The 16,665-nt window shown below is 61.9% G+C and carries 8 protein-coding genes; 5 read left to right on the plus strand and 3 right to left on the minus strand.

From position 1 onward, the window contains the following. The first annotated feature begins 26 nt into the window (after positions 1 to 26). The 3 genes from QUV25_RS13865 to QUV25_RS13875 are packed head-to-tail and all read left to right on the plus strand — an operon-like array spanning position 27 to position 12,120. Complete coding sequence (locus QUV25_RS13865) at positions 27 to 6,470, plus strand: type I polyketide synthase (protein WP_300864792.1); 6,444 nt, start codon at positions 27 to 29, stop codon at positions 6,468 to 6,470. Further along, positions 6,467 to 7,456 carry a glycosyltransferase family 2 protein gene (locus QUV25_RS13870; RefSeq protein WP_300864794.1) on the plus strand — a complete coding sequence of 330 codons (990 nt, stop codon included), beginning with the start codon at positions 6,467 to 6,469 and terminating at the stop codon, positions 7,454 to 7,456. Before QUV25_RS13865 ends, QUV25_RS13870 begins: the two co-directional genes overlap by 4 nt. A gap of 32 nt (positions 7,457 to 7,488) precedes the next feature. Next, positions 7,489 to 12,120 (plus strand): MupA/Atu3671 family FMN-dependent luciferase-like monooxygenase, encoded by a 4,632-nt coding sequence (locus QUV25_RS13875; protein WP_300864795.1) that lies wholly within the window; start codon positions 7,489 to 7,491, stop codon positions 12,118 to 12,120. 38 nt (positions 12,121 to 12,158) lie between these two features. On the opposite strand, the gene QUV25_RS13880 is transcribed toward QUV25_RS13875, so the two are convergent. Beyond that, positions 12,159 to 12,281: a hypothetical protein gene (locus tag QUV25_RS13880; RefSeq protein WP_300864797.1), complete on the minus strand. Its 123-nt coding sequence runs from the start codon at positions 12,279 to 12,281 to the stop codon at positions 12,159 to 12,161. A gap of 6 nt (positions 12,282 to 12,287) precedes the next feature. Here QUV25_RS13880 and QUV25_RS18270 point away from each other — a divergent pair, with 6 nt between their 5' ends. After that, positions 12,288 to 12,851 (plus strand): 4'-phosphopantetheinyl transferase superfamily protein, encoded by a 564-nt coding sequence (locus QUV25_RS18270; protein ID WP_366945679.1) that lies wholly within the window; start codon positions 12,288 to 12,290, stop codon positions 12,849 to 12,851. Between the two features lie 334 nt (positions 12,852 to 13,185). Here the strand turns inward: QUV25_RS18270 and QUV25_RS13885 are convergent, their stop codons facing one another. Continuing rightward, on the minus strand, positions 13,186 to 13,917 hold the full coding sequence (locus QUV25_RS13885) for a methyltransferase domain-containing protein (protein ID WP_300864799.1): 732 nt from the start codon (positions 13,915 to 13,917) through the stop codon (positions 13,186 to 13,188). 210 nt (positions 13,918 to 14,127) lie between these two features. Between QUV25_RS13885 and QUV25_RS13890 the strand changes: the two genes are divergently transcribed. Beyond that, positions 14,128 to 15,218, plus strand: a protein-coding gene (locus QUV25_RS13890; RefSeq protein WP_300864801.1) for an IS3 family transposase whose coding sequence is annotated in 2 segments (ribosomal slippage) — positions 14,128 to 14,386 and positions 14,386 to 15,218 — 1,092 coding nt in all. Because the reading frame shifts where the segments join, the coding sequence is not laid out codon by codon here. Positions 15,219 to 15,401: 183 nt separating this feature from the next. On the opposite strand, the gene epsE is transcribed toward QUV25_RS13890, so the two are convergent. Beyond that, on the minus strand, positions 15,402 to 16,652 hold the full coding sequence (gene epsE / locus QUV25_RS13895) for an exopolysaccharide biosynthesis GT4 family glycosyltransferase EpsE (RefSeq protein WP_300864803.1): 1,251 nt from the start codon (positions 16,650 to 16,652) through the stop codon (positions 15,402 to 15,404). Between the last annotated feature and the right edge of the window lie 13 nt (positions 16,653 to 16,665).

The raw sequence follows: 16,665 nt of genomic DNA on the forward strand, positions 1-16,665 counted from the left end.
ACCGGGCAGCTCAGTCAAGAACCCGCGTGACCACGTCCAGCTCAACCCAAAACGACATCGCCATTGTGGGCATGGCAGCGCACCTGCCCGGTGCCGCTGACCCCAACGCTTATTGGGCGAACCTTCGAAACGGCATTGAGTCCATCCGGCGCATCAGCGAGGCGGACCTGATTGCAGCCGGCGAGCGCCCCGAACGCATGCGGCACCGCAACTACGTGCCGGCGGCAGCCCCCTTGGACGGGTTCGAACAGTTCGACGCTGAATTTTTCGGCTTCAGCCCCAAGGAAGCGGCCATCATGGATCCGCAACACCGCCAGTTTCTGGAGGTGGCCTGGGAGGCGCTGGAGAGCGCAGGACACCCACCCGAAAGCTTTGCCGGCCCGATCGCTGTGTTTGCCGGTTGCGGCATGGGCAGCTACTTCTACTTCAACATCTGCTCGAACCCGGATCTGGTGGCCAGCACCGGGATGTTCTTGCTGCGTCACACCGGCAACGACAAGGATTTCCTGTCGACCCGAGTCAGCCACATCTTTGACCTCAAGGGTCCCAGCGTCAACATCCAGACCGCGTGTTCGACCTCGCTGGTGGCGGTGCACTACGCCTGTCAGTCCCTGTTGCTCGGGGAGTGCGACATGGCCCTGGCCGGGGGCGTGACCATCGAGCTGCCGCATGCCCGCGGGTACATCTTTCAGGAAGGCGAGATCCTCTCGCCCGACGGCCACTGCCACGCGTTTGACCACCGTGCTCAGGGCACAGTGTTCGGATCTGGTGCCGGTGTGGTGGTGCTGCGCCGACTCGAAGACGCCCTCCAGGACGGCGACCACATCTGGGCCGTGATCAGAGGCACGGCGATCAACAACGACGGTGCGGCCAAGGCCGGGTACCTGGCGCCCAGCGTGGACGGTCAGGCCAAGGCGATCGCCGAAGCGCAAGCTGTGGCCGGGGTGAGCGCCGACACGATCGACTACGTGGAATGTCACGGCACCGGCACTTACCTGGGCGACCCGATCGAGGTGGCCGCGCTGACGCAAGCGTTCCAGGCCACCACGTCCGAGACTGGCTTCTGCCGGATTGGCTCGGTCAAAACCAACATCGGCCACACCGACACCGCCGCGGGCGTGGCCAGCCTCATCAAGGTGTCGCTGGCGCTCAAGCACCGTGAGATTCCGCCCAGCCTCGGCTACGAAGCGCCCAACCCCTCGATCGACTTTGAAAACAGCCCGTTTCAGGTCAATCACTCCCTGAGGGCCTGGGAGTCGCACAAGGGCCCACGTCGCGCTGGCGTGAACTCGCTCGGGGTGGGTGGCACCAATGCACATGCGGTGCTGGAAGAAGCGCCTGAGCGCGAAGCTTCCGATCCATCGGATTGGCCCTTCCAGTTGCTGGTGGTGTCGGGGCGCTCGCGCGCTGCGGTCGACGCCAACGCCAAGGCGCTGGCGGCGCACCTACGGGCTCACCCGGAGCAGCTGCTGGCTGATGTGGCCTTCACGCTCAAGGAAGGACGGCGGGCTTTTGAACACCGGCGCGTGCTGGTGGCTGCCACGCACGAAGAAGCCGCTACCCTGCTCGAAGGCACGGACACGCGACGAGTTTTCACCCACATTCATCTCGGTGACGATCCGGAGGTGGTGTTCATGTTCCCGGGCGGCGGCGCGCAATACGCGGGCATGGCGCGCGAGCTGTACGCCACCGAGCCGGTGTTTCAGGACTGGATGGATCAGGGTCTGGACGTGCTGCAGAAGCAGCTGAATTACGACATCCGCGCGGTGTGGCTGCCCGAGCCCAAGCAGCATGCCGAAGCGGTGGAAAAACTCAAGCGACCCTCGGTGCAGCTGCCGCTGATCATGATCGTGGAGTACGCGCTCGCGCAGCTGTGGATATCGTGGGGCGTCAAGCCCGCCGCCCTGGTGGGCCACAGCATGGGCGAAAACACTGCCGCCTGTCTGGCGGGCGTGATGTCGTTCGAGGACTGCATCGGCCTGGTGCTGCTGCGCGGGCAGCTGTTCGACTCGGTTCCACCGGGCGGCATGCTCAGCGTACCGCTTCCGGCGGCCGAGGTGCAGGGTTTGATGGAACCAGCGCTGGACATGGCCAGTGTGAACGCGCCCGAACTGTGTGTGGTCTCTGGCCCGCAAGATGCGCTGGACCGTCTCGAGGCCCAGCTGCGAGCGCGCGAGGTGGAACCGCAGCGCGTGCAGATCGACATTGCCGCGCACTCGCGCATGCTTGAGTCCATCCTGGCCCGGTTCGAGGCGTACCTGCGCAGCATCCGCCTCAGCGCGCCCAAACTGACCATCATTTCCAACCGCGATGGCCAGCCTCTGAGCGCAGCCGATGCCACCGATCCGCTGTACTGGGTGCGCCACCTGCGCAACACGGTCCACTTTGCCGACTGCCTGTCGACCTTGAAAAAGGACAGCCAGCGGGTGTATTTGGAGGTCGGCCCGGGGAAGACGCTGGGCTCTCTGGCGCAGGCCAACGGCGTTCCCGCGTCGCAGGTCATCAACTCGATGCGCCACGCCGACCACGCCGTTCCAGACGATGTGTGGTTCCTGGGCACGCTGGGCCGGTTGTGGGCCAACGGGGTGTCGGTCGACTGGGAGCCGATCTGGGGCGAATCGCGCCGCCACCGCGTACCGCTGCCGACCTATGCCTTCCAGCGCAAGCCTTACTTCATCGCGCCCGGCGTGGCACAAACCAAGGTGGAAAACGCCCGGCCTGCGCGCACCGACGACATCACCCAATGGGGCTATCAGCCCCGCTGGCGTCCGCGCCCGGCCGACTGCGAGATCGACGTCACACAGGACCTCGCTCAGACCGAGGCACGCCACTGGCTGGTTTTTCTGGATGAGACCGGCGTCGCTGAAGCGGCCGTGGCACGTTTGCGCGATGCGGGGCACACCGTCACCGTGGTGCGCTCGGGCGACGTGTTCGCCCGCATCAGCGAATTCGAATACCTGCTGGCCCCGGAGCGCGGCCGCGAGGGTTACGACGAACTCGTGCGCGATCTGGTTTCGTCGGGCCACACGCCGCAGGCGGTGGTGCACGCCTGGCTGCTCACCCGCGAAGAAAGCTTCCGCCCGGGCAGCAGTTTCTTCCACCGCAACATCGAACAGGGCTTCTTCAGCCTGTTGTTCCTGGCGCAAGCCATGGCAGAAGAAAACCTACCCAAGCCGATGCACCTGACGGTGCTCAGTTCTGGCGCGGTGCGCGTGCGCGAAGAAGCCCTGCCCTACCCCGAAAAAGCCACGGTGGCTGGTCCGGTGAAGGTGGCGCCCCGCGAGTTGCCGGGCCTCACCTGCACTTGGCTGGACCTTCAATTGCCCACCCTGCCCACGGGCTGGCGCGCCAAACCCGACCCCGAGGCCGCTCGCGCGCTGGTGGACCAGGTACTCGAAGAATTGCTGGCTGCACCAGGTAACCGCCAGGTGGCGTTGCGCGGGCCCAAGCGGCTGGAACTCGGCTACGCGCCATTGCCGCTGCCACCATCGGACGACCTGGGCGCATGGCCCAGGCAATGCGTCTGCCTGATCACCGGCGGCCTGGGCGGCATCGGCCTGACCTTGGCCGAGCGCCTGGCGCGCGAGAAGCAAGCGCGGCTGGTGCTGCTGACACGCAGTGAGATGCCACCGGTCGAAACCTGGGACGAAGTTCTGCGCACGAACGATCCGGCCGAGTTGCTGGTGCGGCGCATTCTCGACGTCCGCCGCCTGCAGTCCCTGGGTGCCGAGGTGCTGGTACTCGCGGCCGATGTGTGCAATGTGCGCGACATGCAGCAGGCGGTCGAACAGACCACGAAGCGCTTTGGGCGCATCCATGCGGTGATCCACGCCGCCGGTGTGGTGGACGACGGACCGATCCTCACCAAAACCTCGGGCGGGGTCGAAGAAGTGTTCGCGCCCAAGGTGCACGGAGTGCAGATCCTCCATGGCCTGTTCCCCGACGGCAGCATCGACCATCTGGTCCTGTTTTCGTCCACCAGTACGGTCACTGCACCGGCCGGCCAGGTCGACTACGTGGCCGCCAACGAATACCTCAACGCCTATGCCCGGCACCGCGCTGGCGGACGCACCCGGGTGGTTGCCGTCAACTGGGGCATCTGGAACGAAGTCGGCATGGCGGCTTCGGCCATGGCCGAACGCCTGGGCGAAAAGCCACCGGCACCACGCCACCCGGCCGGGCAACCTCTGCTGGACGAAGCCACCTTCGATGCGCAAGGACACCGCATCTTCAACGCCACCTACCGCTGTGAAGACCGCTGGATTCTCGATGGCCACCGCACCAAAGCGGGTCAGGCCCTGTTGCCGGGCACCGGCTATCTGGAACTCGCCGCACAGGCCCTGCGCGGCAACGGCGAGACCGGACCGTTCGCGATCCAGGACCTCTACTTTTTCCGACCGCTGGAGGTGGAAGACGACAAACCGCGCCAGCTGCGCGTTCGTTTGCACCGCAGCGACGAAGGCTACCGTTTTGAGGTGCGCAGCGATTGCCGGCTTGATGGTCGCAACGGCTTCCAGCTCAACGCACAGGCCACGCTGGTACCGGGTCGCCTGCCTGCGGCGGCTGCCATCGACCCACAAGCCGTGCTGGCACGTTGCACACTGCACCGGGAAGAAGACCCGGCTGGCTGGCGTTCGCCGCAGGAAACGCACTTGAACTTCGGCCCGCGCTGGCGGGTACTGCAATCGGTAGCCTTTGGCCAAGGCGAAGGCTTGGCACGCCTGCAACTGCCCGCCGCTTTTGAGAGTGATCTGCAAGAGGGCTACCAGCTGCACCCTGCCCTGCTCGACCTGGCCACCGGCTGGGCCATGCACCTAATCAGCGGCTACGCACCAGACCACCTGTGGGTGCCGGTGTCTTACCGGGAGGTGCGCGTCCACCGGCCCCTGCCCGCCCAGCTGTGGAGCTGGGTGCGCAACGCACAGGACAACCGGGCCGATGCGCCCTTCGCCGTGTTCGACGTGACCCTGTGCGATGAACAGGGACAGGTCTGTGTAGAGGTGGAGGGTTTCTCGATCCGTCGACTGGAAGATTCGGGTTTCGGTGCGGCCAGCCGCCTCGACGAGCGCGAAGTCGAGTTTGAAGACCTGAGCCACGCGGGCGACAACGGTCATAAGCTTTCACCGAGCGAAGAACAGCTGCAGTACAACGTGTCGCAAGGCATTCTGCCGGCCGAAGGCGCTGACGCGTTTGGCCGCGCCCTGGCGACCGGTCTGCCCCAGGTGATCGTCTCGTCGATGGACCTCGAAGCCCTGGTGCGCCAGGCCGGTCAGTCCATGCAGACCGAAGCGAGCGACGGCCAGAAATTCCAGCGACCCGACCTCGACAGCGAATACGTGGCCCCGCGCAACGACACCGAGCGCACGCTGGTGGGCTTCTGGGAAGAACTGCTCGGCGTCAACCAGGTGGGCGTGGAAGACAGCTTCTTCGACCTGGGTGGTCACTCTCTGATCGCGGTGCGCCTGTTCGCCATGATCAAGAAGGCCTACCGGGTCGAGTTCCCAATCTCGGTGCTGTTCGAGGCGCCCACCATCGCTCTGAGCGCGGCCCTGATCCGCGAACGCCTGGGCGACGCGGCCGATGGACCCGCCGACGGTTCGGCACTGCCGGCACCCAAGGCCCCCCGCAAACGCTTCACCCACTTGGTGGCCATGCACGACGGCGAGGGCGGAGAGCGCACGCCCTTCTTCCTGGTGGCCGGCATGTTTGGCAACGTGCTCAACCTGCGGCACCTGGCCCGCCTTCTGGGGGCCGATCGGCCGTTCTACGGTCTGCAGGCCCGCGGGCTGTATGGCGACCAGCCACCCCACGAGACCTTTGAAGAAGCGGCAGTCGATTACATCGCCGAGATGCGCCAGGTCCAGCCCCATGGTCCGTACCTGCTGGGCGGCTTCTCGGGTGGTGGTATCACCGCCTACGAGATCGCCAGGCAACTGGAGGCAGCGGGAGAAGAGGTGGCCTTGCTGGTACTGCTGGACACCCCCCTGCCGATGCGACCATTGCTCAACCGCACGGACAAAGCCATCATCAAGCTGGCGGAACTGCGCAAACAGGGCGCGGGTTTCCTGCTGGACTGGGCCCGCAGGCGTTTTCAATGGGAACTCAACCGGTTTCGCAATCGCAACGCACCGCCCATACAGCCGCGATCGAACCAGCTCAACAACGAAGCCATCCAGACTGCCTTCCTGGCAGCGCTGCCGCGCTACCGGTTGGAAAGGTGGGGTGGCTCTGCGGTGTTGTTCCGGCCTCCTCAGGATCTTCATTGGAAGGTCTCCGGAGGACGCTGGGTCAGCTCCGGCCTAGAGTACGTCTATCCTGACAACGACTGGACTCGCTACATACCCGCTCTCCAGGTGCTGGAAGTCCCCGGCGATCACGACTCCATGGTGCTGGAACCAAATGTGCGCGTGATGGCCAGTCTTTTGAAGGACTGCATCGAAAAGGCCCAATCGCTTGGAGGGGGCGAGTGAAGCAGGTCACACAACCGAGCGTGTTGACGGTGGTGCTCAACTACAGAACACCCGACCTGACGATTCGAGCCGTGGAAGCGGCGTTGGGCGAGATGGAGGGACTTGCGGGCGCCATCACGGTGGTTGACAACGATTCGGGTGACGGGTCGTATGAAACCCTGGTCAAGTTGGTTCAGGAGCGCGGCTGGAACCGGGTGCGGGTCTTCCAGTCGGGGCGCAACGGCGGCTACGGGGCAGGCAACAACTTCGGCATTCGCCAAGGCCTGCCCGATGGTTCGGTACCGGATTTCGTTTACATCCTCAATTCGGATGCGTTTCCTGAGGCTGGTGCCATTCGAGTACTGAAGGAGTACCTGCAAGCCCATCCATTGGTGGGTCTTGCGGGAAGCCGTCTCCACGGGGAAGACTCTGTCTACCACCAGACTGCTTTCCGGTTTCCAACTTTCTTCAGCGAATTCGAAAGCGCTGCGGCAACAGGCCCGATCTCCCGCCTGCTGCGACGTTACATCGTTCCGCTGCCCGAACCTCTTGAAGCCCAGACCGTGGACTGGATGGCGGGTGCCAGCCTGATGTTGCGCCACCGGGTGTTCGAGGAGACCGGCGGCTTCGATGAGCGCTTCTTCCTCTACTTTGAAGAAACCGATCTGTCCTTGCGAGCCAAGCGGTTGGGATGGAACTCAGTGTATCTGCCGCAGAGCCGCGTCATGCACATCGGCTCGGTCTCCACCGGCATGAAGTCGTGGAAACGAATGCCAGCATTCTGGTTCGATTCTCGCCTCTGGTACTTCACCAAAAATCACGGGGCACTCTACGCCGCTACGGCTACAGTGGCCTATGCGGCAGGTGCAACGATTTCGAAGCTGCGCAGGCTTGGCCGCCCCGAAGATGGTCAGCCTGAGCACTTTCTCAAAGATCTGGTATCCCACGCCCTTCGCTGCGCTTGGAACCGCCGCATTGCCGGACATGGCAGCCACGAGTCCACGTGACACCCCAAATTCAGCGATTTCCGGAGTTCTCCATGAGCCAATTCTCCTGTGTATTGATGGGCAACGAGTCCCTGCTGATCCAGTGTGCTGATCGCCTGCTGCAAGGGGGCGACCGGATCACTGCCGTGGTCACACGCAGTGCCGACATCCGCGCCTGGGCCTTGCACCGGAACATGAGGGTGGAGGCGCCCGGTGCCGACTTGGCCGAGCGCCTCGCCGGCGTCGAGTTCGACTGGCTGTTCAGCATCGCCAACTTGTCGGTCATCCCGCAGACAGTGCTTGACCAAGCCCGTCGCGGCGCCATCAACTTCCACGACGGCCCGCTGCCCAAGCACGCGGGCCTGAATGCTCCGGTGTGGGCCATTCTCGCGGGTGAGAAACAACACGGCGTGACCTGGCACATGATCGAGGGCGGCATCGACGAAGGAGATATCGTCAAGCAGCGGCTGTTCGACATGGGAGCCAACGAAACCGCGCTCACCCTGAACACGCGCTGCTACGAAGCGGCGATGGAGAGCTTTGCCGAGTTGCTCTCCGACCTGCGTGGCCCCGGGCCGCAGCGCACACCACAAGACCTCAGCCAGCGCAGGTACCACGCGCGCCTCGACCGTCCGGCCGCAGCCGCGCGCATCGACTTTGCGCAAGCCGCCGAATCCATCGTGGCTTTGGTTTCTGCGCTGGACCACAGCACCTACTGGAATCCGCTGACATGCGCCAAGGTGGATGTGGGCGGTCGCGTGCTGCTGGTGTCAGGCGCCGTGGCCGAGCCCGCGGCAGGCGCCGGATCACCCGGGCAGGTTGTGGAAGCCACGCCGGCGGGTCTGGTGGTGGCGACCGCCTCGGTGCCGGTGCGCCTGACCGGCTTGCGCGATGCCAGCGGTCAGGCCGTGTGCCCGTCGACCATTGCCAAGGCGGGCGACACCCTGCCCCTGCTGAATGCCGACGAGGCGCAGTCACTGACCGGCGCACTGGCACAGGTGGTGGCGGGCGAAGACATCTGGCGCCGCCATCTGCAATCTCCCCACGCCATCGACCTTCCCTCGACCAGCACGGCCACAGGTCCTGCCGTGCTGCGTCAGACGCCGCTGCAAGCCCCCACTGGACTGACGGGCGACCGCCTGCTGGCCGCTGTGGCCGCCTGGGTGGCCCGGGTGAGCGGCAAGCCGTCCTTCGATCTCGCTTACCAGCACGCCACCGCGCCCCAGGCTCCGGGCTACCTGTCCACCTGGGTGCCTTGGCGACTTGAAGCAGCGGGAGAACTGCCGTTCGCAGCTTTCGTCGCGCAATGCACCACGGCGTTGGACAAGGCACGTCGCTACCCGGCGTTTGCGCTGGATCTGGTCGCACGCGACCCGGCCATCCACGGCCTCGCGGTTCCCCAGGTCGGTGTTTCGCAGAGACCGGGATTCATCGAAGGCAGCGCGGTCACTGTGGTGCTGGCGCCAGACGGCGGCGTGTCGATGTGGCACGACGCCGCCCGCCTGCCCGACGATGCCGCTGCACAGCTGGCCCAACGCCTGCAAAGCGTGCTGGACGCGCTGGGCGACGCGTCGGCGCAAGAGACGCCCTTGGGACGCCTGCCCATCATGTCGGCCTCCGAGCGCGAGCAGGTGCTCTATGGCTGGAACAACACCCACTGTGACTACGAGCGCCAGACCTGCGTGCACCAGTTCTTCGAGTCCCAGGTCCAGCGCACGCCCCAGGCCACGGCCGTTGTGTTCGAGGGCACAGCGCTGAGCTACACCGAACTCAATGTCCGCGCGAACCGTGTGGCGCACCGCCTGCAGGGCATGGGCGTCAAGCCTGGCACGCTGGTAGGCCTGTACACCCAGCGCTCGCTGGACCTGCTGATTGGCGCGCTCGCCATCCAGAAGGCGGGCGGCGCTTATGTGCCCCTGGACCCGGCCTACCCCGCCGACCGCATCGCGCTCTACATCGAAGACAGCGGCGCGCCGGTGATCGTGGCGCAGTCGGTCCTGGTGGCCAGCCTGCCGGCGCACCAGGCTCAGGTGCTGGTGATTGATGAAGACGCGCAAATCGCCTCGCAGCCGGTCACCAATCTGGACAGCGGGGTGCTGTCGTCCGACATCGCTTACATGATCTACACCTCGGGCTCCACCGGCCGCCCCAAAGGCGTGATGGTCGAGCACCGCAACGTAGCCAACTTTTTCCGCGGCATGGACGACCGCATCCGCCACGATCCACCCGGTGTGTGGCTGGCCGTGACCAGCCTGTCGTTCGACATCTCGGTGCTGGAGCTCTTCTATACCCTAGCGCGCGGCTTCAAGCTCGTGCTCTCCAGCGACGAAAACCGAGCGCTCGTCTCCAGCGGCCAGACGCCGATCTCGGCGCAGAAGATGGATTTCAGCCTGTACTACTGGGGCAACGACGATGGTGCCGGCCCCAAGAAATACGAGCTGCTGCTGGAAGGCGCCAAGTTCGCCGACCAGCACGGCTTTTGCGCAGTCTGGACACCCGAGCGCCACTTCCACGCCTTCGGCGGCCCCTACCCCAACCCCTCCGTCACAGGAGCCGCGGTCGCGGCAGTGACGAAAAACATCGGCGTGCGCGCGGGGAGCTGCGTGGGGCCACTGCACCACCCGGCTCGCATCGCCGAGGAGTGGGCCGTCATCGACAACCTCACCAACGGCCGCGCTGCCCTGGCCATCGCCTCTGGCTGGCAGCCTGACGACTTTGTGCTGCGTCCACAAAACACGCCACCGCACAACAAGAAGGCCATGTTCGAGACCATCGAGCAGTTGCGCCAGCTCTGGCGCGGCGAGGCAGTGGCTTTTCCCACCGCCAGCGGCGAGATGTTCAACGTCATCACCCAGCCGCGTCCGGTATCCAAAGCTTTGCGGGTGTGGGTCACCACCGCGGGCAATCCGGAGACCTGGAAAGAAGCGGGGGCCATCGGCGCCAACGTGTTGACCCACCTGCTGGGGCAAACCGTCGCAGAGGTCGCCGACAAGATCAAGATCTACCACCAGGCCTTGCGCGAGGCCGGTCACGACCCGGCGCAATTCACCATCACGCTGATGCTGCACACCTATGTGGCTCGCGACCGTGAGCAGGCCCGCGAAATTTCACGCGGCCCGATGAAGGACTACCTGCGCAGCGCGGCTGGCCTGATCAAGCAGTACGCCTGGGCTTTTCCCGCCTTCAAGAAGCCGGTGGGTGTGAACAACCCATTCGAGCTCGATCTGCGGTCGTTGTCGGAAGAAGAAATGGAAGGCATCCTGGACTTTGCCTTTCTGCGCTACTTCGAAGACTCCGGCCTGTTCGGCACCGTGGACGATTGTCTGCAGCGGGTGGAAGAACTCAAGGCCATTGGCGTGGGTGAAGTCGCTTGCCTGATCGACTACGGTATCCCGGCGGAGAAGGTGATGGAAAGCCTGTATCCCCTGGCCGAAGTGCTGCGACGGTCCAATGAACCGACGGCGGTGTCCGACGATGACTTCTCCATCGCCGCGCAAATCAAGCGCCACGGCGTCACCCATTTGCAGTGCACCCCCAGCATGGCTCGCATGATCGCCATGAACGACGAAGCCAAGGCGGCGCTGTCCCAGGTGAAGCACCTCATGATCGGCGGCGAAGCGCTGCCCGGCACGCTGGTGGCGGAACTCGGCCAGGTCACCCAGGCGTCGATTGAAAACATGTACGGTCCCACGGAGACCACCATCTGGTCGTCCACCGAAACCGCGAGTGCAGGCGAGGCGGTGGTGAACATCGGCCGCCCCATTGCCAACACCCAGATGTATGTGCTCGATGACCACCAGCAGCCCGTGCCGGTGGGCGTACCGGGAGAGCTCTACATCGGTGGTGACGGTGTCACGCGCGGCTACTGGCAGCGTGCCGATCTCACCGCCGAGCGCTTCCCCGCTGACCCCTTCGTTCGCCCAGACTGCGCCGCTCCCGCCGGTGCGCGCATGTACCGCACTGGCGACCTGGCACGCTGGCGTGCAGATGGTCGAATTGATTTCCTCGGTCGCGCCGATTTCCAGGTCAAGATCCGCGGCTACCGCATCGAGCTGGGTGAAATTGAAGCCGTGCTCGAATCGGCCGACGGCATCCGCCAGGCCGTGGTGGTTGCCCGCGAAGACCAGCCGGGTGACGTGCGGCTGGTGGCCTACCTCCGCGCTGACCCAGGCATGTCGACCGAGCGCCTGCGCGACTGGGCGGCCGCGCGCCTGCCCGAGCACATGGTGCCAGCCCACTTCATGACGGTTGACGAATTCCCGCTCACGCCCAACCGCAAGGTTGACCGCAAGGCCCTGCCCGCTCCCACGCAAACCACCCAGCGTGAACGCACCGAGGTTTTTGTCGAGCCAGAAAACGAAATCGAGCAGAAGATCGCCGCCATCTGGTCACGCATCCTGGGCGTACCTCTGATTGGCGCCAAAGACAGCTTCTTCGCGCTGGGCGGACACTCGTTGCTCGCGGTGCAAGCCCACCGCGAGATCAAGCAGGCCTTGAACACCACCCGCCTGAGCATCACCGACATCTTCCGCTTCCCAACCCTGGCCGCACTGGCTGCTCACCTCGACGACAAGCCCCGCGATACACCAGAAGCGGCTGCCGAGTCCACAGAGCGTGCGCAATTGCGCGCCGACGCCATGTCGCGACGGCGAGCCATGCGGGCTGGCAAAGAGCCGCAGGACTGATGCTGCCTCTTGCAGGAGCCAGACCCTCGCACGGATATTCAGTGCTGGATAATTTGCGCCAGCAGCTTGCGAAGGCACTCGGCCCAGGCATTGGCGTCGCCTGCAGAGATGTTGACGGTAATCCGGCTGATCTCTGGCCAGTCGAAGAGAGGGCGATTCAAAAGGCCATTCCCAGGCGCCAGCGCGAATTCGCCGCCGGTCGAGCGGCCGCCCGTGAGTCGATGGCCCAGATTGGCTATCCACCGGCGGCCGTGCCATGTGCACCAGATCGTTCTCCGACATGGCCCGTCGGGCTGGTAGGGTCGATCGCACACACGAGCAGCGCATGTGTCGCGATTGTGGCGAGTCGAATTCAGGTCCACGCAATCGGCGTGGATGTCGAAGAAGACGTTGAGATGGATCAGACGCTCTGGCCCACGATTTGTACACCAGGAGAACTGGCCGCCTTGGCCGCCTTGCCCCAATCGGAGCGAGGCCAGTGCGTGACTCGACACTTCTGTGCCAAGGAAGCCTTTTTCAAATGGCAGTACCCGCAAACCGGACGTATGCTGGAGTTTTGTGATGTACAGGTCACACTCATTTCAGACTACTCTAGCTTTTGCGTAAGCCCCGCGGTGTCTGTGACTGAATCCTTGCCCACTTGCAGCCGCGAAGGTGGCCTGATGGCATCCAATGGCCTTATGCTGGCCTGGATTATCGGACCACCCGTCTTGCAGACGAGATACGGGTAAGAGAATCGTTAATGTAGGTGCCTTGCAAAGATGCGGCTAATTAATACACGAAGTAGTTGAAGACGAAGCCACCTCGATTTCCTGAGCCAGTCAAAAGTAGAGGGTGGGAAATTGTTTCACACGGTATTCGACCGGTGGGAATTGAGTGGCTCTGCGGTGAGATTGCCAATAAAGACCCGTCTCGTAAAACTTAGGCTTGCTACTTCACCAAACTTCTTAACCAGAAAGGTAAAGGGAATGGTGCGGAAACTGCCTATCTGGTCACCGAAACCCTGATGACGAGCAACTTCAGATTTTGGGATTCATATCTCGCAAAGGATACAGATAGGCGAATTTAAACCTTTCGACCCACTAACAGCAGATTGTCACGCAACACTGGTCGTAACCTGTACAACGGCGTAGCTAATCGGCGTCCAACTCGTGCAGGGACAGTCGAACCTCCCATGTCGAGCTGCACATGCTCGCTGAGCTCGACTATGAACCCGGCCTCACGCATTTGCCACTCCAGTTGCATTTGATCGTACTCGATAAAATGACCTGGTGGCCGGTCTTTCTCAGGCATGACGAATGGCGTAAAAATAGGCTTTGCCATCATCATGCGCAAAACGTTTCGAAGTCGAAATAGATTGGGGGTTGTCAATACCAAACATCCACCATCCTTCAGGATCTTACTCAATTTTTCAAATATCCAATGAGGTGGAGCTGGAACATGCCCAATCACCTCTCCAAGCATCACCAGATCAAACGGCCTTTCGAAGCGGAAATCGTCTTTCATTAGGTCAAGGTGATGGAATGCGACGCCTGCCGAGTCGATTGACGCTCGATGACGCGAATCTAGATCAGCCACCTCGGAATCACAAGCATACAAAGCCTTGGTGAGCAAGGCAAACTGGCCACCTCCGATATCCAGCATGCGTTGACCTTGCACCAAGAACGGCTTCATCAGACGCAGCGTGTTCCAATACCGTTCTTTTCGCTGCTTGTAATAATCGCTGGTTTCGATGAAGGTATTGGAGAGAACGAGTCGGGCATATGCCTCATCAAATCGGCTACGTTCGGCAGACATACTCATTCCGAAATCCCAAAAAAGTTCTAAGAAATGTTGGACGATTCACCATCGGGACCCAGGAAAAAGTCAACACGCGACCACTCCGTCCGCGTCTCCAGCCATTGAGTATCGCAGGCAGAACAGTTCTGTACAACCCCGACGCCCCCCCCCCCCGGATTTGAGTAGCGGCTGACTCTGGAGTCCAATCCCGAAGACAGGAGATTGGACGTGAAGAAGAGATTTACGGAAGAACAGATCATTGGTTTCCTACGCGAAGCCGAGACCGGCCTGCCGGTGGCCGAGCTGTGTCGCCGACACGGCTTCTCGGAAGCCAGCTACTACCTCTGGCGCAACAAGTTCGGTGGTATGAGCGTCTCGGATGCCAAGCGCCTCAAGGAACTCGAGCTTGAAAACGCTCGCCTCAAACGGCTGCTGGCCGAGTCGATGCTTGAGAACGAGGTGACGAAAGAAGCCTTGAGAAAAAAGTGGTGAGCGCACCAGCACGGCGCGAGCTGGTGCGCCACATGGTCGGCAGCGGACTGAGCGAACGCCGTTCACTGCGGATCATCGGCATGAGCGCCAGCGCCTACCGGTACGAGCCCGCCGCAGACCGCAACGGTGCGCTCAAGGAAAAGATCATGGCCCTGGCTCAGCGTCATCGGAGGTATGGGGCCGGCATGATCTACCTCAAGCTGCGCCAGGCTGGGGAGGTGGTCAACCACAAGCGCGTCGACCGCCTGTATGCCCAGGCGGGGCTGCAGGTCAGGAAGCGCAAGCGAAAGAAGATTCCGCTGGCTGAGCGTCATCCTCTGCAGCGCCCGATGGCAGCCAACCAGGTGTGGTCGATGGACTTCGTCTTTGACCGCACGGCCGAAGGACGCAGCATCAAGAACCTGACGGTGATTGATGACGCGACTCACGAGGCGGTGGCCATCGTGGCCGAGCGAGCGATGGGTGGCAACCAGGTGGTGCGCATCTTGGATCAAATTGCCGCCACGAGGGGACTACCCAAAGCGATCAGGACAGATAACGGAAAAGAGTTCTGCGGTCGAGCCATGCTGAACTGGGCCCACGCCAGGGGTATTCAGCTGTTCCTGATCGAACCGGGCAAGCCCAACCAGAACGCCTACATCGAATCGTTCAACGGCCGCTTCCGGGAGGAATGTCTGAACGAGCACTGGTTCACCAGCCTGGCACATGCCCGCGTGATCGTCGAGACCTGGCGTCGGGAGTACAACGAGGAGCGCTCCAAGAAGTCCCTTGGCGGACTGACCCCGGCGGCCCATGCTCAAAGGCTGATGCAAAACCCGTTAAATTAACCCCCGGACTCCAAAGCCCAGTGCTACTGAATACGGGGGGACGTCGCCTGTACGGCAATAAAGGCCAAAAATTGTCTTAGCACAGGCTGCGGAAATCAATGTACGTAAATGTCAGAGAATCAATCACTTTAACAATTTCAAATTCCAGTCAGATCAAAGTAAGGCACAAGCCCGCCAAGATGATTAGCGATTCGGAACCGATTTCAGTTTCTGCGTTTTAGTCAAGAAATCAGCAATCGCTCTCGCACTGAGGTGATGATTAAATTTTTCCTGCACCTTTGAACGACCACTGCATCCCAACCGCTCAGCCTCTTCAGGATTGTTGAGCAAGTGCTCAATCGCGTTGGCCAAAGCATCGGCGTTTTTTACCTCCACCAATAACCCATCAATGCCATTGTCGATCAACTCACTATTGGCACCTGCGTCAGTCATCACCACGGGCACCTCCATGGCCATGGCCTCCATGGCAGCGACAGCACCTGCTGCCTCGTCCAGACTTCCCATGACATAGACGTGGGCATCACTGTACTGCAGAATATTTTCCTCTTCTGACACAGCGCCCAGCAAGGTCACACAATCCTGTAGTTGATTGTGTTCAATCTCTGACTCGATGACCTTTCGATAACCCCGCCCCATCTCTGCGTCCTCGCCCCCAATCTTGAGACTCACCTGATACCCTCGATCAATCAGTCGCCGTACGGCCTGAATAACGTATTCATGTCCTTTGACGGGGTTGAGTCGACCGCAGCAATAAAGTCTAACGGTAGAGTTAGGGGTCCATGCTTGGTACGGAACATCGCGACAAACAATCTCGGTATTGACACCCACAGGTGCAAACGCATGAAGATCAGGGATGGAATCTGGGATAGACTCGCGTGTTTCACGCAATAGCTTAATCGACTGAAACAAACTGAAGCTGGCATAACGCCATTTATTTGCCTGATTAGTCCCATAGGTCTCCAACCTTGGCCCCAAAAGAGACAGGCTATAGGGAGTCCCAGAAAGCAAATGATTGAAGAGAGCAATATTGGCAGTTGCGGCACAAGTCGTGCAATGAATGTGTGTGGCATTCTCATATGCCACCAGTTTGACCATCTTGGTAGCAAGAAACAGATGAACAATCAATAACATCCTGTCACGGACAGTCAAATTGCCAGTGCAGAAGATCACTCCAAAGATCTTTTTCAGCCTGCGCCTGGGGCAACGAAGCATCGCCACCGCTACGCCCCAGCAATCACTGAAAGAAAATGGGTACAGATAGTCGGTATCTTTCCTTGCCTGCGCACTCCAGCTGAATGAATTCATCCCGACGGGTGGAGCCCGTGTGGATACAATATGCACGTCAATCCCGATTCGAAGTAGCTCTTGATACTCACGCCACAAAAAGATGTGGGTCTGCCCGGGAAATTCAGCCGTAAAATAGATGATTTTCATGGAATAATTGAAT

Source organism: Hydrogenophaga sp., from assembly GCF_030373245.1.
In the GTDB taxonomy this organism is placed as follows: domain Bacteria; phylum Pseudomonadota; class Gammaproteobacteria; order Burkholderiales; family Burkholderiaceae_C; genus Hydrogenophaga.

What these genes read in the sequence shown, in the direction of transcription:
- epsE (WP_300864803.1), bottom strand. Translation starts at nt 16,652, where the DNA reads ATGAAAATCATCTATTTTACGGCTGAATTTCCCGGGCAGACCCACATC.
- QUV25_RS13875 (WP_300864795.1), top strand. Translation starts at nt 7,489, where the DNA reads ATGAGCCAATTCTCCTGTGTATTGATGGGCAACGAGTCCCTGCTGATC.
- QUV25_RS13885 (WP_300864799.1), bottom strand. Translation starts at nt 13,917, where the DNA reads ATGTCTGCCGAACGTAGCCGATTTGATGAGGCATATGCCCGACTCGTT.